The organism is Paraburkholderia polaris (assembly GCF_012927345.1).
Classification (GTDB): domain Bacteria; phylum Pseudomonadota; class Gammaproteobacteria; order Burkholderiales; family Burkholderiaceae; genus Paraburkholderia; species Paraburkholderia polaris.
The window spans coordinates 72,424-98,903 of record NZ_JABBGJ010000011.1 but is presented as its reverse complement, the minus strand read 5'-3'; the positions used below and the strand labels follow the sequence as shown (position 1 = coordinate 98,903).

Annotated in this window: 25 protein-coding genes; 4 read left to right on the top strand and 21 right to left on the bottom strand. The window is 62.2% G+C overall.

The annotated features are described in order from the left end of the window. Positions 1–115 precede the first annotated feature (115 nt). On the bottom strand, positions 116–2,344 hold the full coding sequence (gene uvrC / locus HHL24_RS12220) for an excinuclease ABC subunit UvrC (RefSeq protein ID WP_169485725.1): 2,229 nt from the start codon (positions 2,342–2,344) through the stop codon (positions 116–118). A 270-nt stretch (positions 2,345–2,614) separates the two neighbouring features. Here uvrC and earP point away from each other — a divergent pair, with 270 nt between their 5' ends. The 4 genes from earP (at position 2,615) to HHL24_RS12200 (ending at position 7,055) form a co-directional block, all read left to right on the top strand. Further along, positions 2,615–3,808, top strand: a complete 1,194-nt coding sequence (gene earP, locus HHL24_RS12215) for an elongation factor P maturation arginine rhamnosyltransferase EarP (RefSeq protein ID WP_169485724.1) — start codon at positions 2,615–2,617, stop codon at positions 3,806–3,808. A gap of 497 nt (positions 3,809–4,305) precedes the next feature. Then, positions 4,306–4,863 carry an elongation factor P gene (gene efp, locus HHL24_RS12210; RefSeq protein WP_074764902.1) on the top strand — a complete coding sequence of 186 codons (558 nt, stop codon included), beginning with the start codon at positions 4,306–4,308 and terminating at the stop codon, positions 4,861–4,863. Positions 4,864–5,143: 280 nt separating this feature from the next. Continuing rightward, positions 5,144–5,350 (top strand): CsbD family protein, encoded by a 207-nt coding sequence (locus HHL24_RS12205; protein WP_169485723.1) that lies wholly within the window; start codon positions 5,144–5,146, stop codon positions 5,348–5,350. A gap of 322 nt (positions 5,351–5,672) precedes the next feature. After that, entirely contained in the window at positions 5,673–7,055 is a 1,383-nt protein-coding gene (locus HHL24_RS12200; RefSeq protein ID WP_169485722.1) for a sigma-54-dependent transcriptional regulator, read from the top strand. Between the two features lie 128 nt (positions 7,056–7,183). Here HHL24_RS12200 and nagZ read toward each other — a convergent pair whose 3' ends face one another. The 20 genes from nagZ to plsX all read right to left on the bottom strand — a co-directional run bounded on the left by nagZ (position 7,184) and on the right by plsX (position 26,466). Next, positions 7,184–8,212, bottom strand: a complete 1,029-nt coding sequence (gene nagZ / locus HHL24_RS12195; protein ID WP_169485721.1) for a beta-N-acetylhexosaminidase — start codon at positions 8,210–8,212, stop codon at positions 7,184–7,186. Between the two features lie 71 nt (positions 8,213–8,283). Continuing rightward, on the bottom strand, positions 8,284–8,727 hold the full coding sequence (gene acpS / locus HHL24_RS12190; protein ID WP_169485720.1) for a holo-ACP synthase: 444 nt from the start codon (positions 8,725–8,727) through the stop codon (positions 8,284–8,286). Positions 8,728–8,743: 16 nt separating this feature from the next. After that, positions 8,744–9,508 carry a pyridoxine 5'-phosphate synthase gene (gene pdxJ, locus HHL24_RS12185; RefSeq protein WP_120303336.1) on the bottom strand — a complete coding sequence of 255 codons (765 nt, stop codon included), beginning with the start codon at positions 9,506–9,508 and terminating at the stop codon, positions 8,744–8,746. Further along, entirely contained in the window at positions 9,505–10,437 is a 933-nt protein-coding gene (gene recO / locus HHL24_RS12180) for a DNA repair protein RecO (protein WP_169485719.1), read from the bottom strand. The genes pdxJ and recO overlap by 4 nt, the downstream gene beginning before the upstream one ends. Beyond that, on the bottom strand, positions 10,424–11,323 hold the full coding sequence (gene era, locus HHL24_RS12175) for a GTPase Era (RefSeq protein ID WP_206002824.1): 900 nt from the start codon (positions 11,321–11,323) through the stop codon (positions 10,424–10,426). Before era ends, recO begins: the two co-directional genes overlap by 14 nt. A 55-nt stretch (positions 11,324–11,378) precedes the next feature. Continuing rightward, positions 11,379–12,647, bottom strand: a complete 1,269-nt coding sequence (gene rnc, locus HHL24_RS12170; RefSeq protein ID WP_169485718.1) for a ribonuclease III — start codon at positions 12,645–12,647, stop codon at positions 11,379–11,381. A gap of 175 nt (positions 12,648–12,822) precedes the next feature. Then, positions 12,823–13,716 (bottom strand): signal peptidase I, encoded by an 894-nt coding sequence (lepB, locus tag HHL24_RS12165; RefSeq protein ID WP_169485717.1) that lies wholly within the window; start codon positions 13,714–13,716, stop codon positions 12,823–12,825. 18 nt (positions 13,717–13,734) lie between these two features. Further along, positions 13,735–15,528: a translation elongation factor 4 gene (gene lepA / locus HHL24_RS12160; protein ID WP_169485716.1), complete on the bottom strand. Its 1,794-nt coding sequence runs from the start codon at positions 15,526–15,528 to the stop codon at positions 13,735–13,737. Positions 15,529–15,777: 249 nt separating this feature from the next. Continuing rightward, complete coding sequence (locus tag HHL24_RS12155) at positions 15,778–16,053, bottom strand: glutaredoxin family protein (protein ID WP_169485715.1); 276 nt, start codon at positions 16,051–16,053, stop codon at positions 15,778–15,780. Beyond that, the gene (locus HHL24_RS12150; protein ID WP_169485714.1) at positions 16,050–17,564 is read right to left on the bottom strand and encodes a DegQ family serine endoprotease; all 1,515 of its coding nucleotides are present in this window, start codon (positions 17,562–17,564) and stop codon (positions 16,050–16,052) included. Before HHL24_RS12150 ends, HHL24_RS12155 begins: the two co-directional genes overlap by 4 nt. Before the next feature lie 37 nt (positions 17,565–17,601). Continuing rightward, positions 17,602–18,645: a MucB/RseB C-terminal domain-containing protein gene (locus HHL24_RS12145; protein ID WP_169485810.1), complete on the bottom strand. Its 1,044-nt coding sequence runs from the start codon at positions 18,643–18,645 to the stop codon at positions 17,602–17,604. A gap of 4 nt (positions 18,646–18,649) precedes the next feature. Then, positions 18,650–19,276 (bottom strand): sigma-E factor negative regulatory protein, encoded by a 627-nt coding sequence (locus tag HHL24_RS12140; RefSeq protein WP_169485713.1) that lies wholly within the window; start codon positions 19,274–19,276, stop codon positions 18,650–18,652. Positions 19,277–19,358: 82 nt separating this feature from the next. Continuing rightward, positions 19,359–19,958, bottom strand: coding sequence for an RNA polymerase sigma factor RpoE (rpoE, locus tag HHL24_RS12135; RefSeq protein WP_006051939.1), 600 nt, complete (start codon positions 19,956–19,958; stop codon positions 19,359–19,361). Positions 19,959–20,059: 101 nt separating this feature from the next. Next, positions 20,060–20,443 carry a protein YgfX gene (locus tag HHL24_RS12130; protein WP_169485712.1) on the bottom strand — a complete coding sequence of 128 codons (384 nt, stop codon included), beginning with the start codon at positions 20,441–20,443 and terminating at the stop codon, positions 20,060–20,062. A 117-nt stretch (positions 20,444–20,560) separates the two neighbouring features. After that, the gene (fabF, locus tag HHL24_RS12125) at positions 20,561–21,799 is read right to left on the bottom strand and encodes a beta-ketoacyl-ACP synthase II (RefSeq protein WP_169485711.1); all 1,239 of its coding nucleotides are present in this window, start codon (positions 21,797–21,799) and stop codon (positions 20,561–20,563) included. A gap of 300 nt (positions 21,800–22,099) precedes the next feature. Next, the gene (gene acpP / locus HHL24_RS12120) at positions 22,100–22,339 is read right to left on the bottom strand and encodes an acyl carrier protein (protein WP_004197638.1); all 240 of its coding nucleotides are present in this window, start codon (positions 22,337–22,339) and stop codon (positions 22,100–22,102) included. 151 nt (positions 22,340–22,490) lie between these two features. Beyond that, entirely contained in the window at positions 22,491–23,240 is a 750-nt protein-coding gene (gene fabG / locus HHL24_RS12115; RefSeq protein WP_169485710.1) for a 3-oxoacyl-ACP reductase FabG, read from the bottom strand. A gap of 83 nt (positions 23,241–23,323) precedes the next feature. Further along, positions 23,324–24,259 (bottom strand): ACP S-malonyltransferase, encoded by a 936-nt coding sequence (gene fabD, locus HHL24_RS12110; protein ID WP_169485709.1) that lies wholly within the window; start codon positions 24,257–24,259, stop codon positions 23,324–23,326. Positions 24,260–24,370: 111 nt separating this feature from the next. Further along, the gene (locus HHL24_RS12105) at positions 24,371–25,360 is read right to left on the bottom strand and encodes a beta-ketoacyl-ACP synthase III (RefSeq protein ID WP_169485708.1); all 990 of its coding nucleotides are present in this window, start codon (positions 25,358–25,360) and stop codon (positions 24,371–24,373) included. After that, positions 25,360–26,466, bottom strand: a complete 1,107-nt coding sequence (plsX, locus tag HHL24_RS12100) for a phosphate acyltransferase PlsX (RefSeq protein WP_169485707.1) — start codon at positions 26,464–26,466, stop codon at positions 25,360–25,362. The genes HHL24_RS12105 and plsX overlap by 1 nt, the downstream gene beginning before the upstream one ends. Between the last annotated feature and the right edge of the window lie 14 nt (positions 26,467–26,480).

Sequence of the window (26,480 nt, the reverse complement as noted above, 5' to 3'; positions counted from 1 at the left end):
CCCGCCGGCAGATCGTGCGTCGCCTGTCCGCCTCCTATCGACCACTTGCCAGGCACTTCCTGGTCGCTTTTTGATGGGTGTCTTGTCGGTACTCTGGCAGAGTGGCCTACCGCGATCAGTGCAACTGCCGGTAGATCTGCTCGGCCAGCGCCTGCGAAATCCCTTCGACGCTCGCCAGATCCTCGACGCTTGCCGCGACCACCCCACGCAGGCCGCCGAAGCGCGCCAACAGCCGCTGACGCCGCTTCGCACCCACCCCTTCGAGCTCTTCGAGTCGCGAAGTCTGGCGTGTCTTGCCGCGCTTTGCGCGCATGCCGGTGATGGCGAAACGGTGCGCCTCGTCACGGATTTGCGCGACCAGCATCAGCGCCGCGCTCTCCTTGCCGAGTTCGAGCGCCGCGCGGCCGTCCGCGAAAATCAAGGTTTCCAGACCGACCTTGCGTCCCTCGCCCTTCGCGACACCGACCAGCATGCCAGTATCCAGACCCAGTTCGGTGAACACCTGGCGCGCGATTTCGACCTGCCCCTTGCCGCCGTCGATCAACACGATGGTCGGCAGGATGCCGCCAGCCGCGGCCGGCTCCGCGGCATCCGCTGCGAGCGACGAGTCCGCGGCCGCGTCGGTTTGCAATTCGGCGGCTTCGTCGGCGGCGTTCGCAGCCGCTTGCGCGACCATCTTTTCGTAGCGGCGCGTGAGCACCTGACGCATCGCCGCGTAGTCGTCGCCCGGAGTGATGCCGGTGATGTTGTAGCGGCGGTATTCGGACGACTGCATCTTGTGATGGTGATACACCACGCACGACGCCTGCGTCGCCTCGCCCATCGTGTGGCTGATGTCGAAGCACTCGATACGCAGATGCGCGAGGTCGTCGCACTCCATGCCGAGCGTGTCGGTGAGCGCGCGCGTGCGGGCCTGCTGCGAGCCTTGTTCCGAGAGCAGGCGCGCGAGCGCGAGCCGCGCATTCTGCTCGGCCATCGCAAGCCATGCGCGCCGTTGACCTTGCGGCTGGCGCAGCACCGTCACCTTGTGGCCAGCCTGTTCGATCAGCACGTCGACCAGTTCGCGCGTGGCCGGTGCGTGGCTGACCACGAGCACCGGCGGGACGCGATTGCCGATGTAGTGCTGCGCGATGAACGCCTCCAGGACTTCAGATTCGATGCCGCCAGAGGTCGCACGGCCTTTGCGTGGCGCCGAAGGTTCGGCTTCAGACTCGGAGTCGGAGTCGGAGTCGGAGTCGGCCGCATCATCCTCTTCATCTTCCGCATCGACAGCAGCGTCTGCCTCGTCACCCTCCTCTTCGGACGGCATCTCCGCAGCGATTGCAAGGGCGTCGGTTGCATCGGACGATGCGTTCGCCCCAGTTGCGGCCCCGTCAGATACAGAAGCTGCGCCGCCCGCGACATCGACCGACAACTCATCGTCGCCGCCGTCTTCAAGCCCGCCCTCGCCGACCGTCAAGGCGCTTTCCACATGCGCCGGAAAATACGCCTTATCGCCCAGATGCCGTCCGCCGCGCACCATCGCGAGATTCACGCACACGCGCCCGCCGAGCGCGACGACCGCGAGAATATCCACGTCGCTATCGCCGCCGACTTCGATCGCCTGCTGATGCAGCACCGTCGACAGCGAACTCATCTGATTGCGCACCGCTGCGGCCTGCTCGAACTTCAGCTCGCTCGCGAACGCGTGCATTTTCTGCTCGAGCTCCTTCATCACCTCGCCCTGCCGGCCGAGCAGAAAGCGCGACGCATTGGCGACATCGCGTGCGTAATCCTCTTCGCTAATCGCCGCGACGCACGGCGCCGTGCAGCGGCCGATCTGATGCAGCAGACACGGCCGGGTGCGGTTGTTGAACACGGAATCTTCACACGTGCGCAACTGGAACACGCGCTGCAGGATCTGGATGCTCTCGCGCACCGCCCACGCACTCGGGAACGGACCGAAGTACTGGTTCTTGCGATCCACCGAGCCGCGGTAATACGCCATGCGCGGAAACTTGTGGCCGGTCAGCTTGAGATAGGGATACGACTTGTCATCGCGAAACAGAATGTTGTAACGCGGCGCCAGCGCCTTGATCAGATTGTTTTCAAGCAGCAGCGCTTCGGCCTCGGAACGCGTGACGGTCGTCTCGATGCGCGCGATGCGCGTCACCATCATCGCGATACGCGGCGACAGTTGCGTCTTTGTGAAGTAGCTCGAGACGCGCTTCTTGAGATCGCGCGCCTTGCCCACGTAAAGCACGGCGCCCTGCGTATCGTAATAGCGATAGACGCCGGGCAGATGCGGCAATTGGGCGAGCACTTTCTTCGGCTCGAAAACGTCGGTTGCTTCGGGTTCGGTCATGCAGAATCGGTTGGCTGGGACAGTGTCGCGAAGCCTCTGCCCGCGCGCTGCGCGCTGAGTGGTCACCCAGTGGTCACCTGGCGCGGAACCGCGGATGAGTGCTTTAGAATCGCCAGTTTAGAGCATTCCGCGCGCGGTCGAACCCTGTTGCCTCGAATGGCGCAATAGAGCGGCGCACGCCAGCGGCTGAACCTGATTGCATCGCCCGACAGCAAGGCCCTTGCAGAACCCAATCACGCCACCCGTTCCACTCTGCGACCCCACGCCACTATGTCCTCCGCCACGCCGTCTTCCGAACAACCCGTCGCCGCACCCACAGCGATCGCCTGCGATATCTTTTGCGCGGTAATCGACAATTTCGGCGACATCGGCGTGTGCTGGCGCCTCGCGCGCCAACTGGCGAGCGAGCACGGTTGGCAGGTGCGCGTGTTCGTCGACGACCTGCATGCGTTCCAGAAATTGTGCCCATCGCTCGCGCTGGATCGCGCGCGCCAGGCGGTCGACGGCATCGTCATCGAACACTGGCACGAGCCGGCCCACGCAGGCGATACGCTCGAAGTGGCTGACGTCGTGATCGAGGCATTCGCCTGCGAGTTGCCGCCGATCTACGTCGCCGCGATGGCGCGGCGCGAGCCCGCGCCGGTCTGGTTCAACCTCGAATATCTCAGCGCCGAAGACTGGGTGGCGGATTTCCATCTGCGGCCATCGCCGCATCCACGCTACCCGCTGACCAAGACTTTCTTTTTCCCGGGACTCGGCCCCGGCACCGGCGGCGTACTGAAGGAACGGTATCTCGACACCGCGCGCATGGCCTTCGAGGCGTCGCAACCGGCGCGCGCAGCGTGGTGGCTGAAAACCACCGGCCGCGCGCCGCCACACGCTGCGGCCACGGTCGTCTCATTGTTCGCCTACGAAAACCCTGCCGTCGACAGCCTGCTCGAACAATGGCGCGACAGCGCCGAACCGGTCGTTCTGCTGGTACCGGAAGGCCGCATTTCGGGTGCGGTCGCGCGCTTTTTCGGCCTGCCTTCGCTCGCCGCCGGTTCGCACGCCGAGCGCGGCGGTCTCAGCGTCCACGCGCTCGCCTTTACGGAGCAACCGGGTTACGACACGCTGCTGTGGGCCAGCGACATCAACTTCGTGCGCGGCGAAGATTCGTTCGTACGCGCCCAATGGGCCGCCAAACCCTTTGTCTGGCACATCTACCCCCAAGCCGACGACGCCCATCTGCCGAAGCTCGACGCCGCGCTCGCCCACTACGCCCGTACCCTACCCAGCGACGCGCGGGACGCCCTCGCGCGCTTCTGGCACGCATGGAACGGCGCCGGCCGGCCAGACTGGGCGGAATTCCAGCGCCACCGTGCGACGCTGAAGCAGCGCGCGGCCGAATGGGCCGGCGAACTGGCCCAAGTAGGCGACCTCGCCGGAAATCTGGCCTTGTTCGCAAAAACTCAGTTAAAATAAGCGGTTATCCAACGGCCGACGACGCAAGCGCGGCCCGATCGCAGCGAGTAGTCCTTGTAATCTCGTCTTGCAAACTCGCCTTGCAAACTCATCTGGCGCTCATCTGGCAAATTCGCAGACTGACTGACCAGACCGACTCGCGAGGCAAACCCAGCAGGCCAATCCGCTTGGTCTCGGCGAACCCGGCATCGAAAGATGCATGACCCGCCCTCAGCTTGGTAGTGGAGTTGCGCAATGCCAAAAAAGGGACGCATCCTGTCGATCGGCGCCACTCGTGATCACGCCCGAACAGGGTAAAAGCAGGTAACGGATTGCAGGGGTTGCAGATTTGCAGCCTCACCGCGGGTCATCGCGGCAAAGCGGCCGCGCTCCACGCATCGCCCCGGCAGGTGCCGCTCCCAAGCGGCGCCGCGCCTGGTGCGAGGAGCAACGAAGCCGCTTGCGCCGTATGCCGTTGAGCAAAAGTTGAAGCTACTTATTTCGTACAGGACAGTTTTATGAAGACCGCACAGGAACTCCGCACCGGCAACGTAGTAATGATCGGCGCAGACGCGATGGTCGTGCAAAAGGCCGAATACAACAAATCGGGCCGCAACTCCGCCGTCGTCAAGATGAAGTTCAAGAACCTGCTGACCGGCGCAGGCATGGAAAGCGTGTACAAGGCAGACGACAAGTTCGACGTCGTCGTGCTGGAGCGCAAGGAAGTCACGTACTCGTACTTCGCTGACCCGATGTACGTGTTCATGGACGCTGACTACAACCAGTTCGAAGTCGAAGGCGAAATGATGGGCGACGCCCTCCATTACCTCGAAGACGGCATGGCTTGCGAAGTCGTGTTCTACAACGAGAAAGCCATCTCGGTCGAACTGCCGACCACGCTGGTCCGTGAAATCATCTACACGGAACCGGCAGTCAAGGGCGATACGTCGTCGGGCAAGGTGTTGAAGAACGCCAAGCTGACCACCGGTTTCGAACTGCAAGTGCCGCTCTTCTGCAACATCGGCGACAAGATCGAAATCGACACGCGTACGCACGAGTACCGCAGCCGCGCCTAAGCGACTGCAGCCTGAATCCTGCACCGGAGCAAGTCCGGCGCAGCGAAAAATAAATGGCAAAAAAGCGCCCGCTTTGGGCGCTTTTTCTTTTTTGCGCCACCGTGTATGGTTGTGGAAATCTTTACCGGCCGCTTCTCAAAAATGCCTGTCCGTTGCGCTTGCCTTCCCGCCTTGCGTGAAACAAACCATTGATAAGCTTAAGTAATTGACTTTGGCACAGTCCATGCTTCTGCTGGGTACAGGCCGATAAGGCTTTATTTCCCAACTCCGGAGATGCGCTATGAACAATGACATCGCTGAAGGCAAGTGGAAGCAAATGGTCGGTAGGGCCAAGACAGCATGGGGTGAATTGACTGACGACGAGCTGACCAAGGCGGAAGGCCGCGTCGACAAGCTGACCGGGCTGATCCAGGAGCGTTACGGTAGGACTCGCGAGCAAGCGGAGCTTGAGGTACGACGCTTCTTCGACAGCAACCGGGATTTCTGACCGGTCGACTGACCGGTCGAATGAAGGAAATATAGGTGCGCGCCCCTACGCGTTACATCGCTTGGGGGCAGGTATCCAATGAAAAGCAAAGGACCAGAACTACGTGAGTCGAATCGCCCGAGTTCCGCGTGCACGTCGTGTTCCACGACCTGCGCTGCGTCCATGCCAATTGGCCCGCGGCTGTCCCGCCGCCGCGGCAGGCACTGCCCGCGCGGTACGGCGTTCGACCGGCAGTACCGGCCAGCCATCGCGCCCGTGTCGCGTGCCAGAGTACCAGCGCGGCTTATCGGGTATTCCGTCCATCTAAAAAATAGCGCTCGCCATGCCACATGCCCTGATTGTTGAAGACGATCCCAATAGCCTGTCAGGCCTGTCCGCCATCCTCGCCGCCGACGGCTTCTCCGTCGACACCGCGACCACCATCGCGGAGGCCCGGGCGGCGCTGACGCGCTTCATTCCTGACGTCGTGCTGGTCGACCTGAACCTGCCGGACGGCAGCGGGCTCGATGTGCTGCAGCACCTGCCCGCGCACCCGCCCGGCGGCGCCTTGCCTGTGATCGTGATGACTGGCAACGCAACGGTCGAGAGCGCGATCGAGGGTCTGCGGCACGGCATTTGGGACTACCTGCTCAAACCGGTCAATATCCCGCGCTTGCGTAGTCTGCTCGCCCGGATTCCGCGTCCGTACGAGCTGACCGAAGAAGTCCAGACGCTGCGCGCGTCGCTGCGTCAACTCGGTCGTTTCGGCTCGTTACTGGGCCGCAGCGGTGCGCTCCAGCATGTGTACGACACGATCGAACATATCGCGCCCACCGAAGCGGCCGTGCTGATTTCCGGCGAAGCCGGCACGGGCAAGCAGATCGCCGCGCGCACGCTGCACGGCATGAGCCGGCGCCGCAAAGGACCGTTCGTCACCTTCGATTGCCGGAGCGCAGGCAGCGCCGCGGCGCATCGCTCGCTCGACAGCCTGCTATTCGGCCACGAACGCGGCGCGTTCAGCGGTGCCGAGCAGCGCGAGCAGGGCCTGTTTGAGCAGGCCAGCGGCGGCACGCTGTTCATCGACGAAATCGCCGAACTGCCGCGCGCTCAGCAGGAAGCACTGCTGCGCGCCCTCGACTCGCAGACCTTCATGCGGGTCGGCGGCACGAATCAGGTAGCGACAGACTTCCGGCTAATCGCCTCGACGCGCAAAAACCCACGCGTGGCGGTCGCCGACGGCAGCCTGCACGAAGACCTCGCGCTGCGTCTCGAAGCGGCCGCGATAACACTGCCGCCTTTACGCGAGCGCGGCGACGATCCGGCGCTGATCGCGCAGGCCGTCGTCGATGAACTGAATCACGAGGCGACCGCGCGCGGCACGTCGGAAGCGGCCAAGCAGATCGGGCCAAACTTCTTGCGCGAGTGTCTTTCGTACGAGTGGCCGGGCAATGTGCGCGAGTTACAGGATCGCGTGCGCCGGGCGTATCACGCGTCGGGCGACGTGCTGGAAACGCTGCGTGCCGATGAGGCAGGCTCGGCGAACGGGCGCGATCTGAACGGCAGCCGCGTGCAGGTCACCGTCGGCACGCCACTCGCGGACGTCGAGGAAATGCTCATCCGCGCGACGCTCGATGCAGTCGGCGGCACACGCCATCGCGCGGCATCGCTGCTAGGGATCAGTCCGAAGACGCTGTACAACAAGCTGCAACGGATGCGGTTGAACTGACCGGGTGAGGCCGTCTTCACGGCAGGCCAGGCTTGAATAGAAAACGGCGCCTGAAAAAGGCGCCGTTTTTTTGCTCGATGCAAACGCTTGAGTCGCTGATCCGCTATTACCCGGTTGCTACCGGTTGCTCATGCAAACGCGCTGCGTAACAAGGCCTGCGCCTGCAGATACTGCGGCTCGGCAACCAGTTTGCTCCACTTCAGCGCCTTGCCACGCGGGCGCATGCGCTTAAGCCGCTGCTGCGACTCCTTCGACGGCTTGAAGCGCAGCGCGTCCAGCACCTTTTCTGCTTCGTCCGGCTGATTGCAGATCAGCACCATGTCGCAACCGGCCTCCAGCGCGGCGCTCGCGCCTTCCGTCAGCGTACCGCCCTGGCGCGCGGCTTCCATCGAGAGATCGTCGCTGAAGACCGCGCCCTCGAAGCGCAATTTCTTTCGCAGGATGTCCTGCAGCCAGACACGCGAAAAGCCCGCCGGCTTTGAGTCGACCTGTGGATAAACCACATGTGCGGGCAGCACGGCCCCAAGCGACACACCGAGCCAGTCGTACGGCGCCACGTCCTCGCGCAGAATCTCGTCGAGCGAACGGTCGTCGACTGGCATCGCAACGTGCGAGTCCGCGTGCGCGAAGCCGTGCCCCGGAAAATGCTTGCCGCAATTGCTCATGCCGGCCAATGCGAGGCCGTGATTAAGGCTCTTGGCCAGCAAGGCCACGACGCGCGGATCGCGATGGAACGAGCGATCGCCGATCACCTGCGACTGGCCATAATTCAGATCGAGCACCGGCGTAAAACTCATGTCGATGCCGCACGCGCGCAATTCGGCCGCGAGGATATAGCCGACCGCGGTCGTCACCTTGGTGGCGTGCAGCACGTCGCTGTCCCACAGCGTGCCAAGCTTGCCCATCGCCGGCAGCACCGTGAAGCCGTCGGTGCGAAAGCGCTGTACGCGGCCGCCTTCGTGGTCGACGGCAATCAGCAAATCGTCTCGAATCGCGCGGATCGAATCGGTCAGCGCGATCAATTGCGCGCGGCTCTCGTAATGGCGCGCGAACAGGATCACGCCGCCGGTCATCGGATGGGAAAGGCGGCGTTTATCGTCGTTGTTCAGCGTTTTGCCGACCACGTCGAGCATGACCGGTCCGGGAGTGGTTTTCATTGAATTCCGCTGGAAAAAAGCCTGGTGCAAAGAGAGACGCGGCCGACGTGCGCCGCGTTCAGGATATTTTTTTATTCGTCGCGGGCGGGCGCGTGCGGGGAGTCCGTCCCTCGCGCCACCTCGCCCGTTTCGGCGATCACGAACGACACGGCGTAATCGCGTTCGTCACTGATCGTCACGCGCGCCGTGATGCCGCGCGCGTCGAGCCATTCGGCCAGCTCGCCCGAAGCGGCCACCATCGGCTCGCCGCTCGGCTTGTTGAGCGTTTGCAGCGCGCGCCAGGTCATCGGCCAGCGCATGCCAAGGCCGATCGCTTTCGAGAATGCTTCTTTGGCCGAGAACCGCGTGGCGAGAAATGCGAGTCCACGCGCCGCCGAACGCGCGTGGCGCGCGTGATAAACGCGCAGCTCGTCCGGGCCAAGCACCTTCTCGGCGAAGCGGCCGTTGGTGCGTGTCATCACCGCGGCTATGCGGCTGACCTGAACGATGTCCGTACCGATGCCGTAGATCGTCATGTTCGGCGCCGCGGTATTACGCGCTTGCGCCGAGACGCGCAGCGACCATAATCGCCTTCATCTCGCGCACGGCGTTGTCCCAGCCGGCGAAGATCGCATGCGCGACGATCGCGTGCCCGATATTCAGCTCGACGATGCCTTCGATCGCGGCGATCTGCTGAACGTTGGTGTAGTGCAGGCCGTGACCCGCGTTGACCTTGATGCCGAGCGTTGCGCCGAACTCGACGGCACGCACCACGCGCTCATATTCGCGCTGCTGCTCGGCGGGATCGTGCGCTTCAGCATAGCGGCCCGTGTGCAGCTCAATCACCGGTGCGCCAGCCTCGTGTGCGGCGCGGATTTGCGTCTCGTCCGGATCGATGAAGAGCGACACGCGCGAGTTCGCTTCGGCGAGTTGCTTGCATGCGGCGCGCACGGCTTCGAACTGGCCGGCGACGTCGAGGCCACCTTCAGTCGTCAGTTCCTGGCGCTTTTCCGGCACGAGGCAAGTGTCGTGCGGCTGCACCTCACACGCGATGTCGAGCATCTCCTGCGTGACCGCGCACTCCAGATTCATGCGCGTTTTCAACAGCGGCCGCAGCTTGCGCACGTCCGCATCGACGATATGGCGGCGGTCCTCACGCAAATGCAGCGTGATCACGTCAGCGCCGGCTTCTTCAGCCATTAACGCGGCACGAATCGGATCGGGGTAAGAGGTACCGCGCGCGTTGCGCAGCGTAGCGACGTGATCGATGTTCACGCCCAGGTCAATCACATTCGGCGACGTAAGAAAGAAGCTCATAAGTTCTGCAAGTCGATCAGTATCTGGCGCGTCGCGAGCGGCGTGCCGCCAAGGTAAGTGTTGAGCAGAAAGCGCATCAGCGTTTTGCTTTGCGCCACCGTCTGCGCTCGATGGTAATCGTCCTTTTCCATATCGAGCAAGGTTTGTCCGACGATCACCGGCCATTGCGCGGGCAGATCGTCGGATGCGTCGCGCACGCCGCGCTCCGGGTCGAACACGTAGCGGCCTTCGGCCTGCACCGCTTTGCGCGCAACGGTGCGATCGAGCGCCATCGCATAACCGGTTTCCCGCAGCAGCACACGTTCGAAAGAACGCAGCACCTGCACGGGCGGTTCGTCATGCGCGAGGCGCGTCATCGTGACGACGTAGTGATGGAACAGTTGCGGATGCGGGTCTTCGCGTGCGCAGAATTTGACCAGCAGTTCATTGACATAGAAACCGCAGAGCAGCGCGCCGCCCGCTAAAGGCAACATGCCGCCGACCCATTCGGCGCCGGTCAGCGTACGCACTTCGGATTTGCCGGACCATGACAACGCAAGCGGCTGGAAAGTCTGCAGCACGCCGCGCAAAGCGGAGTGCGGACGTTTCGCACCCTTTGCGACGAGCGCGAGACGGCCGTGATCTCGCGACAGCACGTCGATGATCAGACTGGTCTCACGGTACGGATAGCTGTGCAGGACGAAAGCGGGTTGCTCCGCGATCCGGTAATCGGAAGCGGAGGTGCGCGGTGCGCGGCGCGCCGGCGCTTTGCTCGGCTCGCCTTCGGCGCTTTGAGCACCGCTTTGAGCACCCTGAGCGCTTCTGGCGCTCGATGAGGATTTTTTGGTACTGCGAGCGGGTTTGGACGGCTCGCGTGCCGGCGCTGCCGGCGCCGAGTCGTCCGGGTCAGCGTCGGAATTCAGCGTCATCCACGCGTCATTCGTACCCATACGCACGGAGCCCGGCTTCGTTGTCCGCCCAGCCGCTCTTCACCTTGATGAAGGTTTCCAGATACACCGGGCCGTCGAACAGTTTTTCCATATCGAGGCGCGCTTCAGTGCTGATCTGCTTTAGCTTGGCGCCCTTCTGGCCGATGATCATCGCTTTTTGCGTATCGCGCTCCACCAAAATGGTCGCGAAAATGCGCCGCAGACGCCCTTCGGTTTCGAACTTGTCGATCAGTACGGTGCTTGTGTACGGCAGTTCGTCGCCAGTCCAGCGGAACACTTTTTCGCGCAGGATTTCGGCGGCAAGAAAACGCTCGCTACGATCGGTCAGGTCGTCTTCGCCGTAGATCGGCGCGCCTTCCGGCAGGAACGGCTTGATCGTCGCCATCAAACGCTTGATGTCGTCCGGATTCTTCGCCGACAGCGGCACGATCTCGTTGAACTGGCGCAGCGCGCTCACCTGCTGCATGAACGGAAACAGCGAGTCCTTATCCGACACGCGATCGAGCTTGTTCGCGATCAGCAGCGTGGGCACCGACGGCGGAATCAGATCGAGCACCTTCTGGTCATCCGGGCCGAAGCGGCCGGCTTCGATCACGAACAGGATCGCGTCGACCGAACTCAGCGTGGACGTCACCGCGCGGTTGAGCGAACGATTCAGTGCGCCACTGTGCTTGGTCTGGAAACCCGGCGTGTCGACGAAGATGTACTGCGCGTCTTCAAGCGTATGAATGCCGGTGATGCGGTGGCGCGTGGTCTGCGCCTTGCGCGACGTGATACTGACTTTCTGGCCGACCAGCGCGTTCATCAGCGTGGATTTGCCGACGTTCGGGCGGCCGACGATCGCGACCATGCCGCAGCGAAAACCAGTGGGAGTGGGAGCGTTCATATTCGGGCTACGGCAAGTTCAGATCGGCGCGCGAGGAATGACGCGCCGATGGCAATCAATGGCCCGCATCGGCGACGCGGATTTGCACCGCGTCGGCTACGCCGGGTTCGTGTTCGACAGGTGCCGGCACGCCGGGCGTGGGCACGGCTGCACCGGGGGTGGTTTCCCGGCTGCGGTGTTTGTCGGCGATGCGGACGGTGGAGGCTTCCGGTTTGGCGTCGGCCGGCTTCGCTTCTGCAGGTTTTGCGTCCACGGGCGTGGCGTCCGCGGGCTTGGCGCCGTCGGATCTGACTTCAGCCGATTTGGCGTCCAGCTTTTCGGCTGACTTGTCCGTCGCTGCTTTGTCGGCTTTGTCGGCTCTCTCCGCCCTATCCGCGCGCTCCGACTTGTCCTGTCCGCTGTATTCGACGTGCGCGGCGCGAATCACTGCCAGCGGCGCGGATGTCGCCGTCAGGGTCGGACGTTCGGCTGCGGACTCTGCTGCTGCCACGGTGCGAGCCTCACCGCGCCCGGCGCCGCGTTCATTCTTGCGATCCGGGCTGCGCAAATCGAGCGCGGCCTGCACGCCGGTCACACCGGGCACGATCTCCGGCTCGGCATTCTTCGCCGCGCGGGCGCCTTTCGAGCGCTTGGACTTGGCGACCACGGCGGGCGCGGCGGCCATCACCTCATCGAGCGCCTTCTTGGCCGCGGCCTGCTCGGCCGCGCGACGGCTCGCGCCGGAACCGGACACTTTGACGTCCAGCTTCGGCACCGTGCATTCGACTTCAAATTGCTGATTGTGCGCTGCACCATGCGTCGCGACGACCGTGTACGTCGGCAACGCGATCTTGTGACCCTGCAGATATTCCTGCAGCAGTGTCTTGGCGTCTTTGCCGAGCGTGCGCGGGTCGATGTGATCGAGGATCGGCACGTAAAGACGCTTGATGACCGTTTGGGCGGCATCGAACCCGCCGTCGAGGAACACCGCGCCCAGCACGGCTTCCAGCGTGTCAGCAAGGATCGACGGGCGGCGGAAGCCGCCGCTGCGCAGCTCACCCTCACCAAGACGGAGGCCTTCGGAGATATTGAGGGCCTGAGCGATTTCGTAAAGCGACTGCTGTTTGACCAGATTGGCGCGGACGCGCGACAGATCGCCTTCGTCCAATTTGCCGAAACGTTGGAACAAAAGCGCAGCCACCGCGCAATTTAGAACGGAGTCGCCGAGAAACTCGAGCCGTTCGTTGTGCGTGGAACTATGACTGCGGTGCGTTAAAGCCTGGCGCAACAATTCCGCATTGCGAAATTCGTAGCGCAGACGGCTTTCCAACGGAGATAGGGGCATGGGCAGAGTATAACGCGGGCGCCTGCCCCGGCGAAAACGCGGGACGGCCAGCGGAAAAAGCGTGGTGAAGCGACGTTACCGCGGATTCTTAAAGTAGCGTGATAACACGCCGCGACTGATGTGACCTAAGTGTGGGCCACCTGCGCGGCGTGTCGTGCAATCAAGGCATGCGTGCTCAGTGGAATGAGCCGATGCGTTTCAGATCGCTGAAGTTCATCCAGATGAAAAACGCGCGGCCGACGACATTCTTATCCGGCGCAAAACCCCAGTAACGGCTATCCGCGCTGTTATCGCGGTTGTCGCCCATCATGAAGTAATTGCCCGGCGGCACTTTGCAGATCACGCCGCGTGCGTTGTACGTGCAGTTATCGCGATACGGATAATCTTCCGCGCCAACGATGAACGGTGGCACTGCGGGATTGTTCAGAATCGCGTTCTTGCGGCCGTCGAGATCTTCTTCGAACTGCTTCGCGTAGCCGAGACGCTCTTCATCGAGATAGTCGGGCAGCGCCGTTTCCGGCACCGGCTTACCGTTGATCGTCAGTTGCTTGTCCTGATAAGCAACGGTGTCGCCCGGCAGGCCAATCACGCGCTTGATGTAGTCGACCGATTCGTCTTTCGGGTAACGGAACACCACCACGTCGCCGCGCTCGAGCGGACGGCCTTCGGTGATCTTCGTGTTGGTGATCGGCAGACGGATGCCGTAGTTAAATTTATTGACGAGGATGAAGTCGCCCACCAGCAGCGTCGGCACCATCGAGCCTGAAGGAATCTTGAACGGCTCGACCACAAACGAGCGCACCACGAACACCACCAGAATCACCGGGAAAAAGCTCGCCGAATACTCGAGCCACCACGGCTGACGCAGCTTGTCGTCACGCAGACGGGCGCGTGTTTGCGCCGCGTTTTCGTCGGCGAAACGCTCGCCGACGCGTGCCTGCTGGCGGTCGAACTCCGCGACCACAGCATCCGCCGCGCGGCGCCGTTGCGGCATGAAAACCAGTTTGTCTGCGACCCATGCGACGCCCGTCAAAATGACGAGCACAAAAAGAATCAGCGCAAAATTCATAGGGTTCCGTTGTTCGTCTTATTTGTCTTCGACACGCAGAATCGCGAGGAAAGCCTCTTGCGGAATCTCGACGGACCCGACCTGCTTCATTCGCTTCTTGCCTGCCTTTTGCTTTTCCAGCAGCTTCTTCTTACGACTAATATCGCCGCCGTAGCATTTTGCCAGCACGTTCTTACGCAAGGCTTTAATGTTCTCGCGCGCAATAATGTTCGAGCCGATGGTGGCCTGAATCGCAACGTCGTACATTTGACGCGGGATCAGCTCGCGCATCTTCGCCGCCACTTCGCGGCCGCGATACTGGCTCTGCGAACGGTGCACGATCACGGACAATGCATCCACCTTGTCGCCGTTGATCAGCATGTCGACCTTCACGACATCCGCCGCGCGATATTCCTTGAACTCGTAATCCATCGACGCGTAACCGCGCGAGATCGACTTCAGACGATCGAAGAAATCGAGCACGACTTCGCCCATTGGGATTTCGTAGGTCAGTTGCACCTGGCGGCCGCGATACTGCATGTTGATCTGGTTGCCACGCTTGTTCGTACACAGCGTGATCACGGCGCCGACGTACTCTTGCGGCATGTACAGATTCACGGTGACGATCGGCTCGCGTACTTCTTCGATCTTCGAAGGCTCCGGCATCTTGGCCGGATTTTCGACCATGATGGTCGTGCCATCGCGCTGCAGGACTTCGTACACCACGGTCGGCGCCGTGGTGATCAGGTCCATGTCGAACTCGCGTTCAAGACGTTCCTGCACGATCTCCATGTGCAGCAGCCCGAGGAAGCCGCAACGGAAACCGAAGCCGAGCGCCTGCGAGACTTCCGGCTCGTACTGCAGCGAGGCGTCGTTCAGCTTCAGCTTTTCCAGCGAATCACGCAGCGCGTCGTACTGGTTCGCTTCAACCGGATAGAGACCGGCGAACACCTGCGGCTTCACTTCCTTGAAGCCCGGCAGTGGCTCGGCAGCCGGACGGTTCACCAGCGTGACGGTGTCGCCCACCTTGGCGGCGGCCAATTCCTTGATGCCGGCGATGATGAAGCCCACCTGCCCCGCCGACAACGACTCGAGATTCTTCGACTTAGGTGTGAACACGCCGATATGTTCGACCGGGTACTGCGCGCCGGTCGCCATCATGCGGATCTTGTCTTTCGGACGCAGCGTGCCGTTCTTCAGACGCACCAGCATCACGACGCCGACGTAGTTGTCGAACCACGAGTCGATGATCAGCGCCTGCAACGGCGCTTCCGGATCACCCTTCGGCGGCGGCACTTTGGCAATCAGCGCCTCGATCACGTCTTCCACGCCCAGGCCGGTCTTCGCGCTGCAATGCGTAGCATCCGTTGCGTCGATGCCGATCACGTCTTCGATTTCTTCGATTGCGTTCTCGGGATTCGCGGCCGGCAGGTCGATCTTGTTGAGCACCGGAATCACGTCGACGCCGAGTTCGATCGCCGTGTAGCAGTTGGCCACGGTTTGCGCTTCCACGCCCTGGCTCGCGTCGACGACCAGCAACGCGCCTTCGCATGCGGACAGCGAGCGGCTGACTTCGTACGAGAAGTCGACGTGGCCCGGCGTGTCGATCATGTTCAGGTTATAGATCTGCCCGTCGCGGGCCTTGTACGTCAGTGCGGCGGTTTGTGCCTTGATGGTGATGCCGCGCTCGCGCTCGAGATCCATCGAGTCGAGCACTTGAGATTCCATCTCACGGTCGGACAGGCCGCCGCAAATCTGGATGATGCGATCGGCGAGCGTCGACTTGCCATGGTCGATGTGCGCAATGATCGAGAAGTTACGAATATGATCCATTCAGTACCGATCAAGCGAAAAAGGCGCGCTCGGACAATAGCGGAGCACGCCTTGTAAGTAGGTGAAAAACCTATCTATTTTAGCCGAAAAGGCTATCGCCCGGCGCATCTTGCGAGGCTCGGGTGGAAAAGACGGCTCAGCAACTATCCTGCACGGGACCAGAGTAAGCGCTGAAGCGCCAGCTCTGGTCGACAGGAGAGACGTGAAACGGGGTGTGAACAGCGCACGTTCGCGCCGGTTTTTGGGCCCTTAACTGGACCCCGGATACGCCGCCACGAAGCGTGCGGCGAGCGCGGCACGAACCCGCTCCGCGTCAAGGTGGTAGTGACACAGTTCGACGCCGTCGCAGACCAGAACCGGCACCAGTTCGTTATAACGCGCTTCCAGCAAGGGATCGGTGTCGATGTCGACCACGAGTACCTGCGCGCCGAATTCAACCAGCAAAGGCTCGAGCGCGGCACGCATGTCGTCGCACAAGTGGCACCATGCGCGCCCGTAGAGCGTGAGCGGCGCCACCTTCTTCACTTCTGCGCGCTGCGCGGGCGAATCGGCACGAACTGCGTGTTCTCGCCACGACGGACCAGCAGCGCGACCATCTTCTGCGGGTCGAGGTGCGAGGTCAGGTCGTCGAACTGCTTCGCGCTCGTGATATCGGTATCGCCCACCCGCAGGACGATGTCGCCCTTTTGCAGCCCGACGCGCACGGCCGGGCCGTCTACTGCGTCGATCTGCACGCCGTTATGCAGTTTCAGCGCCTTCATCTGGTCAGCAGGGATATCGCTAACGGCAAGACCCAGCACGTTCGTGGCGCGCTGCTTCGGCACCGGCGCCTTCTTCTCGTCCGCCTTGGCAGTCTTGTCCGGCTGCATCTCGGCAATCGTGACCGGCAGATCGCGCGTCTGACCCTTGCGCCAGATCGTAATAGTCGACTTGGTGCCCGGCTTCGTATCGCCGACCATGCGCGGCAAGTCCGTTGCCGTGTCGACCGAATGACCGTTGAACTTCAGGATGATGTCGCCCGGCTGCACGCCAGCCTTGTCCGCAGGACCGCCCGGTTCGACGCTACTGACCAGCGCACCCTGCGCCTTCGGCAGACCGAGCGAGTCGGCCACGTCCTTCGTCACTTCGCCGATCGCCACCGCGATCCGACCGCGCACGACCTTACCCGAGGCCTTCAGCTGATCGGCCACGCGCATTGCCTCGTCGATCGGAATGGCGAACGAGATGCCCATGAAACCGCCAGTACGACTGTAGATCTGCGAGTTGATGCCGATCACTTCGCCCTGCATATTGATCAGCGGGCCGCCCGAGTTACCCGGATTGACGGCCACGTCGGTCTGGATGAACGGCAGGTAGTCGCCCGTATCACGCCCCTTGGCGCTGACGATACCGGCCGTCACCGTGTTCTCGAGACCGAACGGCGAACCGATCGCGACCACCCACTCGCCTACACGCACCTTGTTCGAGTCGCCGATCGTGATGGTCGGCAAATTGGCAGCGCTAATCTTCACGACGGCAACATCGGTCCGATCGTCTACGCCGATCAGCTTCGCCTTGAATTCGCGCTTGTCGGTGAGCGTGACGTAAATGGTGTCCGCGTCATCGACCACGTGCGCGTTGGTCATCACGTAGCCATCCGCCGACAGGATGAAGCCTGAACCGACGCCGCTATTCTGTTCGGAATCGCTATTATCCGGCGAGTCCTGGTTGCCGCCGCTACCGCTCCCACCATTATCGCCACCGCGCGGCGTACCCGGCGATTGCGGCGACTGCGGCAACGGGATGCCGAAGAAGCGCCGGAAAAACTCCGACATGTCGCCGTCGTCCATACCTGGCGGCAATCCACCACGAGCACCGCTGTTTGACACGCGCGTGGTCGTGCGAATGTTGACGACTGCTGGGCCGACCTTGTCGACGAGGTCAGTGAAGTCGGGCAGATTGGCTGCGGGAGCCGCCGACGCCGTGTGCGGCACGAGCGGCAAACACGCCGCTACCACCGCGGCCGCGAGGAATTTGCGCACCGAGAAAGTCGTCATATCGTAGCAAGCCGAGGGATTCGAGTGATTCGGAGGATTACTTCGGAGCTTTATATTCTATGGCAGACGCAAATTGCTGCAATGTGGTCTGGGGCACTTCACCAAGCAGAGTAATCCAGAAGTCGCCGCGCCGCTTGACCAACACGTGTGTGGCGCCGCTGCTGCCCGCACCTTCCTTGCGGGTGTTGTTCTCGACCGGCTCGACAAACACCGAAATGGCCGCGAGGCCGTCAGAGAATACTGCCTGATCGACCGGAATGGTCGGCTGGCCCGCGTCGCGCGCGGCCATTGGGCGGCGCAGTTCGCGAATCTTGCGGAAGCCCGGCACCGTCGGTGTGATCTGCCAGCCTTGCGCAGCCATATCGACCGGCTCGACCGGCGGACGCACTACGGTCCAACCTGTCGTATTACGAATGCCGTTGACAATGGCGGTCTTGTCGACCGGCACACCAATGCGAATCTGCGAAAACGACAACTGCTCGAGCACCTGGCCGTTCGGGTCAAGCGTCTGCGCACGCAGCAGCAGGCCAGTCTTCTTGTCGGCCCACAGCTTGTAAGCAAAGCGGTATGCGTCTTTCGGGTCGAGCTCGATCACCTGACTGTCAACACCCGCGACGCGGTCGTCGCCGAGCAGCTTCGGCTCGTACACAGACAGCACCTGCTCGCCGCTTACAGCCAGCAGCGCAGGGAATGAATCTTTGTTCTGGCGCTTCTCGACCACGCACAGATGCCGCTCTGGCACGAACGTGTAGAGATCTTCGTTGTGGCGAAGCATTTTGCGCGGCTTGCCGTCGAGGCTTTCGAGTTGCTCGTATTCGCCGTCAGTGCGGGTCGCGTAGTGTGCGATCTGCGACGTCTGAACGAAATTGCCGCGCTGATACACGAACGCGCCTTCGTAGTTCTGCTGCTGGGCGGCCTGATGGATTCGATCGAGCAGCTCCGCGGCCGTGCGACGGGCGACGAGCGGATCGTCGGTTTGTGCAAAGACCCGCGGTGTAGCGGACAACAATACGGCTGCGCAGAACAGAAATGCCGGCAGCCGCCCCCAGATAGTCGTTTTATTCAACCGCGGAGTCTGCATCAAACTATTGGCCTTGCGTAGAAACTGCGGCAGCGCGAATCAGCGGCATCGAGCCCGGCATGACCGGTTGTTGCGCGAATTGCTGGTGAGCTTCCAGATACTGATCGAGACTGGCGTCACGAATGATGTTGGCGTCTTGCGCGACCGGCTGGAGCGTAGCGGCGGGCACCGACGCCATGGCCACGCGTTGCAGCGAATCGCCATGCGACTGGAGCGACGCGACTTGCGCGATGCCGGGGCCACCCGGCACGCCTTGCAGTTGCGGCACGACGATCCACGTCAGCGTAGCGGCAGCAGCGGCAACAGCAAAGGCCGGCATAACGCGGCGACGCAGCGCCAGCAAACGACGCGCAACCGGCATTGCAGCAGGCGCGAGCACGTGCGGCTCGTTGTCGAAACGTGCAGCAAAACCGCTCAGGAACGCGCTGCTCGCCGCCGGGCTGACCGCCAGATCGTCAGAACGCAGGGCGTCGCCGATCAGGTGATAGCACGACCAGGCGGCACGATCGTCGCCGTCCAGCTCGGACACAAACGTGTTCAGATGCTCTTCGCCGAATAATTCGCCGTCGACAAAAGCGGACAGACGCTCGCCGCGCGAGCTGGCTTGCGATTGCATCGAGACCGACCCCATGATGCTCCCCATCTTACAAATACCCCGTAGTGACACCACTAATCCAGATATTGCACCCGCGCCCCGCCCGGCGGGCTGGTGTTTACCAGCGCTTGCCTTCAGGTGTGTCAAGCAACGGACGCAATTTTGCCGCAATGGCTTCGCGAGCACGGAAAATTCGTGATCTGACTGTGCCAATTGGGCACCCCATCATCTCAGCGATTTCCTCGTAACTCAAACCTTCAATTTCACGAAGAGTAATGGCGGTGCGCAACTCTTCCGGTAAAACCGCCATCGCAGCATTGACCGTCTCAGCGATCTGCTTGCTCATCAACATCGACTCAGGCGTGTTGATATCCCTTAGTTGGTCGGCGTCCGAGAAAGTTTCAGCTTCTTCAGCATCTGCTTCGGTCGATGTCGGTGCGCGCCGCCCTTGGGTCGCAAGGTAGTTCTTTGCCGTATTGACCGCAATCCGGTACAACCACGTATAAAAGGCCGATTCCCCGCGAAACTGCGGCAACGCCCGATACGCCTTGATAAAGGCGTCCTGGGCGACGTCTTCCACTTCGGCCGGGTCCCGCACCAGACGGGAGATCAGCCGGAGAATCTTACGGTGGTATTTGGAGACCAGAAGCTCGAACGCGGCCTTGTCGCCCTTCTGGACGCGCTCGACCAGCACCTGATCAATTTCTTTTTCGCTCACCTGATAAATCCGTTAACTATTGGGCGCATGGCGGGGGACCATTGTAGCGTCCCCATCATCGCGGCACGTTACTCCGGTAACAGCGGTTACAGTCGTTACAGTCACGCACCGGCGCCACGCCGGCCCAGCACGGCGAGCTCCCGGAAAACGGGCGCTGGAAGCGCGTCAGCGGCAAGAAGTAGCGTGCGGGAGCGCCCATGGTCCGGCACCAGCGCCAGAACGAGCAGGCGACCGCTCCATTGCGAACAGCCGGCAATGCGGCCCTGCGCCAGCAAACCGCCCGCCCGGTTCCAGGCAGACAATCCGTCCGGGTCGATTTTCAGCGCGACGGGCTGCGCATGCTCATGTTTTAACGCACAGAGTGTCAGCAGCGCCCACACGCCAAGCGTCAACGGAGCCGCCTGCCAGGTGCCCAGATGCGACGCGAAACAGGCATAGGCGGCCAACGTCGCAATCAGGATGAACACCCCCGAAGCGGCGCGCATGGCGGCGGAGCGCCGCAACGTAATCCGTTGCGGCGCTCCGCCGGGCGTTGCCGATTCGAGGGAAACCGCCGGACAAGCCGGCGTTTTCGACTGGCGTATCACCAAACGATCAGGGGATCAGGCGCGCTTGAAGACCAGCGTGCCGTTCGTGCCGCCGAACCCGAACGAGTTCTTCAGCGCGACGTCGATCTTCATCTCCCGCGCGGTGTTGGCGCAGTAATCAAGATCGCAGGCCGGATCCTGATTGAAGATGTTGATCGTCGGCGGCGACACCTGATGATGCACGGCGAGCACGGTGAACACGGACTCCAGACCGCCGGCACCGCCCAACAGGTGACCTGTCATTGACTTGGTCGAATTCACGACCATGTCTTTGGCGTGGTCGCCGAAAGCGCGCTTGATGCCGGTGGTTTCAGCCAGGTCGCCGAGCGGCGTGGACGTGCCGTGCGCATTCAGGTAATTCACCTGATCCGAATTGATGCCCGCGTTCTTCATGGCGGCCAGCATGCAGCGGCGCGCGCCGTCGCCATCTTCCAGCGGAGCGGTCATGTGATAGGCGTCCCCGCTCATCCCGTAACCGCTGATTTCGGCGTAAATCTTCGCGCCGCGTGCCTTCGCGTGTTCGTACTCTTCGAGCACCATCACGCCGGCGCCCTCGCCCAGCACGAAACCGTCGCGGTCCTTGTCCCACGGACGGCTCGCCGTTGCCGGATCGTCATTGCGTTGCGACAGCGCACGCGCCGCCGCAAAGCCGCCGACGCCGAGCGGCGACACGGTCGATTCGGCACCGCCGGCGATCATCACGTCGGCGTCGCCGTATTCGATCAGGCGCGAAGCCTCGCCGATACAGTGCAAACCCGTCGTACACGCGGTAACGATGGCGAGATTCGGACCCTTGATGCCGAACTTGATCGACAGATGGCCGGAGATCATGTTGATGATCGATGCCGGCACGAAGAACGGCGAAATACGACGCGGGCCGCGATTGAGCAGCTCGGTTTGCGTCGCCTCGATCATCGGCAAGCCGCCGATGCCCGAACCGACCACCACGCCGATGCGCTCCGAATTCTCATCGGTGACTTCGAGGCCGCTGTCCTGCATCGCCTGGATGCCGGCCGCGACGCCGTAATGGATGAACGTATCCATGTGGCGCGCTTCCTTACCGGGGATGTAGTCCTCGATATTGAAGCCCTTCACCTCACCGGCGAAACGAGTCGAAAAGTTCGACGCATCGAACTTCGTGATATTGGCAATACCCGACTTGCCGGCGACCAGATTGGCCCAGCCGTCGGCAACATTATTGCCAACAGGCGAAATCAGCCCCAGGCCTGTAACAACAACACGACGGCGGCTCACGGTAACCCCTTTTTCATAGATGACAAAAGCAAAAGCCACAGCAGCCACAGGAACCTGCCCTGTATGCCCTGTGGCTGTTAACCGCCCCTACACCCGGTGCTACGCACCAGGCCCCCCCGAGGGGGGCAAGAAAACTTGGGGCGGCCCGGCGTTTTCTTGAAAGTCGGCAATCGCGCGAAAAATTGCGCTGTCAACATCGCTGGCTCCTGCACGGCAAAAAGCGCCAGCCCTGCTGGCGTCGGAAACCGACACGGCAGGGCGTCATACGCCGCCAACGCAGAAACGCAGGCGCGAATGACTTTAGGCCTTGACGTTCGCGCGAGCGTAGTCGATCGCTTGCTGAACGGTGGTGATCTTCTCGGCTTCTTCATCCGGAATTTCCATGCCGAATTCGTCTTCGAGGGCCATCACGAGTTCAACGGTGTCGAGCGAGTCGGCGCCGAGGTCGTTCACGAACGAAGCTTCGTTCTTGATCTCAGCTTCTGCAACGCCCAGTTGTTCTGCGACGATCTTCTTAACGCGCTGTTCGATATTGTCCATTACCCCTCCAAGGGAAAAGAAGTTCAAAAATACAGGTGCGCGCATTTTATCAGGTTTGACCCGGCAAAAAAGCGGCGCATCGGGTTCCTGTCAAGGCATGCGCCTTACGCTTTTGCAAACGCATCAAGGCGCGGATAGTACCCGAAATTGGTTACGACATGTACATCCCACCGTTCACATGCAATGTCGTGCCGGTGATATAGCCTGCTTGAGGTGACGCCAGGAAAGCTACAGCGTGCGCGATATCGTCCGGGCTGCCGAGACGGCCAAGCGGAATCTGCGTCTTCAGTGCGGTTTGCTGCTCTTCCGGCAAGGTCTTGGTCATGTCGGTATCGATGAAGCCCGGCGCGACGCAATTCACGGTGATACCGCGGCTGCCGATCTCGCGTGCCAGTGCGCGCGTCATGCCTGCTACGCCCGCTTTCGCGGCTGCATAGTTGACCTGCCCCGGGTTGCCGGCCGAGCCGACTACGGACGTGATGTTGATGATACGGCCGCCCTTCGCCTTCATCATCGGACGCAGCACCGCCCGTGATAGACGGAAAACCGACTTGAGATTGGTGTCGATCACCGCGTCCCAGTCGTCGTCCTTCATGCGCATCGCGAGCTGGTCTTGCGTGATACCGGCGTTGTTCACCAGCACGTGCAGCGCGCCGAATTCCTTCACGGTGCCGTCGATCAGCGCTTCGGCTGCCGCAGCGTCGTTCACGTTGAGTACTGTGCCGCGGCCGTTCACGCCAGCCGCGTTAAAGGCTTCGCTGATCGCTGCCGCGCCGCTTTCGCTGGTTGCCGTGCCGATCACCGTCGCGCCCTGGCGCGCCAGTTCCATCGCGATCGCACGGCCAATGCCGCGCGACGCGCCCGTCACAATTGCGATTTGCTTGTCGAGAGTCTTTTCCATCTGTCAGTCCGGATGCCCTTTCGGAGGGCTGATTGATTCTTGATGTCCAGCTTGCGCCCTGCTTGCGCCCTATGAAGCGGCGCTCAGCCCGCCGTCACGAGCTTGAGCGTTTCTTCGAGCGAAGCCGGATCGAACACCGAGGCGCCAACCAGATCGCCGTCGATGCGCTTCGTCAAACCCGCGAGGACCTTGCCAGGACCGCATTCGATCACATGCGTGACGCCTTGCGCCGCCATCGCCTGCACGCTTTCGACCCAACGCACCGGACCTGCTGCCTGACGCACCAGCGCGTCCTTGATCTTCGCCGGCTCGTTGACCGCCGCGACGTCGACGTTGTTGATGACCGGAATCGACGGCACCTGCACGTCGACGCTCGCCAGATACTCGCGCAATTGATCCGACGCCGGCTTGAGCAGCGACGAATGGAACGGCGCCGACACCGGCAGCGGCAACGCACGCTTTGCGCCCTTCGCCTTCGCGACTTCGCAAGCCTTTTCGACTGCCGCCTTGTGACCGGCGATCACGACTTGCGCCGGCGCATTGAAATTCACCGCTTCGACGACGCCCGCGACCGACGCTTCGGCGCAAACCGCACGCACCGTGTCGTCATCGAGGCCGAGAATCGCCGCCATGCCGCCAACGCCGACCGGCACTGCTGTTTGCATAGCTTGCGCGCGAAAACGCACGAGCGGCACAGCATCGCGAAACGCGATCGCGCCTGCCGCGACCAGCGCGGTGTATTCGCCGAGGCTATGACCGGCGACGATGGCCGGCTTCGGGCCGCCCGCCTGCTGCCACGCGCGGTAAATCGCATACGCGGCGGTCAGCATGACCGGCTGGGTATTGGTGGTGAGGTTCAGATCGTCGACGGGGCCTTCGGCGATCAGCTTGCCGAGGTCCTGATTGAGCGCATCGGAGGCTTCCTGAACCGTCTCACGCACGACCGCGTGGTCGGCGAATGCGTTGAGCATGCCGACCGACTGCGAGCCCTGCCCAGGAAAAACGAACGCAAATTTCATATCGTCCCCAAAATCGATGTTGTCAGATGTGGGTGGCGCGCCCGGTTGATGGCAAGCGCGCTCAAGCGTAGTCGAGCGCTGCAAAGAGCGCTCGCCATAACGTCGCCGCTATCAGTAGCGGATAACCGACGCGCCCCAGGTGAAGCCGCCGCCGACGCCTTCGATCAGCACGTTCTGGCCGCGCTTGATGCGGCCGTCGCGCACCGCGACGTCGAATGCGAGCGGAATGGACGCAGCCGACGTATTGCCGTGCTCGCCCACCGTGACGACCATGCGTTCCTGCGGCAAGCCGAGCTTACGGCAGGTGCTTTGCATGATGCGGATATTGGCCTGATGCGGAATCAGCCAGTCAATCTGCTCGGCCGACAGATCCGCTTTTGCGAGTGCCTCGATCGCGACCTTTTCGAGCACATTGACCGCGAGTTTGAACACAGCCTGCCCGTCCATGTGCAGGAACGCGCTGCCCTCGATCACGCCGCCGTTCACATTGCCCGGCGTGCAGAGAATGTTCGAATGGCTGCCGTCGGCGTGCAAAGCGCTCGCCAGCACGCCCGGCTCTTCGGACGCCTGCAGGATCACCGCGCCCGCGCCGTCGCCGAACAGCACGCAGGTGGTGCGGTCTTTGAAATCGAGAATGCGCGAGAAGGTTTCCGCGCCGATCACGAGCGCCGTGCGATGCTGGCCGCTGCGGATAAAACTGTCAGCCGTGGCCACCGCGTAAGCAAAGCCGGAACAGACGGCCTGCACGTCGAATGCCGCGCCGTGGTTCTTGATACCGAGCTTGTTCTGCAACAGGCACGCCGTACTCGGAAACACAAAGTCAGGCGTGGAGGTCGCAACGATGATCAGATCAATGGATTGCGGATCGATATCAGCCGCTTCGATCGCGCGCTGGGAGGCGATCAGCGCCAGATCGCTGGTGGTGACATCCGGTTCGGCGAAGTGGCGCGCATGGATGCCCGTGCGGGCAACGATCCATTCGTCGCTCGTCTCGACGCCCTGCCTGGCGAGACGTTCAGCCAGATCCTGATTGGTGACGCGTCCGGGCGGCAGGTAGCTGCCGGTGCCCAGCACGCGGGAATAAATTGTCGATTGAGCCATTATGCCTTCGAGGATTGCGCAGCGTAGGGCTCGGCCGGCTGGCCTGCGATCGGGCTTGCTTGACCCGCACCGCTCGCGTCGCGCGCCGCCTGTTCGAGAGAACCTGCATTCTCTTCCATTGCTCGCGCAAGGCGTTCCAGCACGCCGTTTTTGACGGCATCATACCCGCGTTTGATAGCCCACTCAAACGCGTAGGCATCCGCCGAGCCGTGGCTTTTGATCACCAGCCCACGCAGGCCCAGCAACGCGGCGCCGTTGTATTGCCGATGATCGACCCGTTTCTTGAAACGCATCAATACCGGCAAAGCGAGCACCGCCATCACCTTGGTGAGCCACGAGCGGCCGAACTCTTCCTTGATGATATCGGAGAGCATCTGCGCGAGACCTTCCGACGTCTTCAGCGCGACGTTGCCGACAAAACCGTCGCAGACGATTACGTCGACCGTACCCTTGAAGATGTCGTTGCCTTCAACGTTACCGTGAAAGTTAAGTGTACTCGCGCGCAGCAGTTCGCCGGCACGTTTGATGGTGTCGTTGCCCTTGATGACCTCTTCGCCGATGTTGAGCAGGCCGATGGTGGGCCGCTCCTTGCCCTCGAGCGCGGACACGAGCGCGTGCCCCATCTCCGCGAACTGCAGCAGATGCTGCGGTTCGCAATCGACGTTGGCGCCCAGGTCGAGCATCGTCGTGTAGCCAGTGGGATTGGGCATTGCGAACGCAATGGCCGGGCGTTCAATGCCCGACAGCGTTTTCAGCACGTAGCGCGAGACCGCCATCAGCGCGCCAGTGTTGCCGGCGGAAATGCAGGCTTGCGCCTCGCCTTCCTTGACGCGGTTCAGCGCCACGCGCATGGATGAGTCTTTTTTCTTGCGCAGCGCGACTTCGACCGGATCGTCCATGGCGACGATCTCGGAGGCAGGTACGACGGTCAGCGCCGGCAGGTCCTGAGCCTTCAACTTCTTTAACTGCGCACGAATCGCACTTTCAATGCCGACGAGCAGCAACTCAGCATCGGGATGCGAACGAACGAAGTTGACGGCAGCGGGAACGGTCACGGACGGGCCGTGGTCGCCTCCCATGCAATCTATCGTGAGCTTTACTGTCATGGAGTGCGACGAAT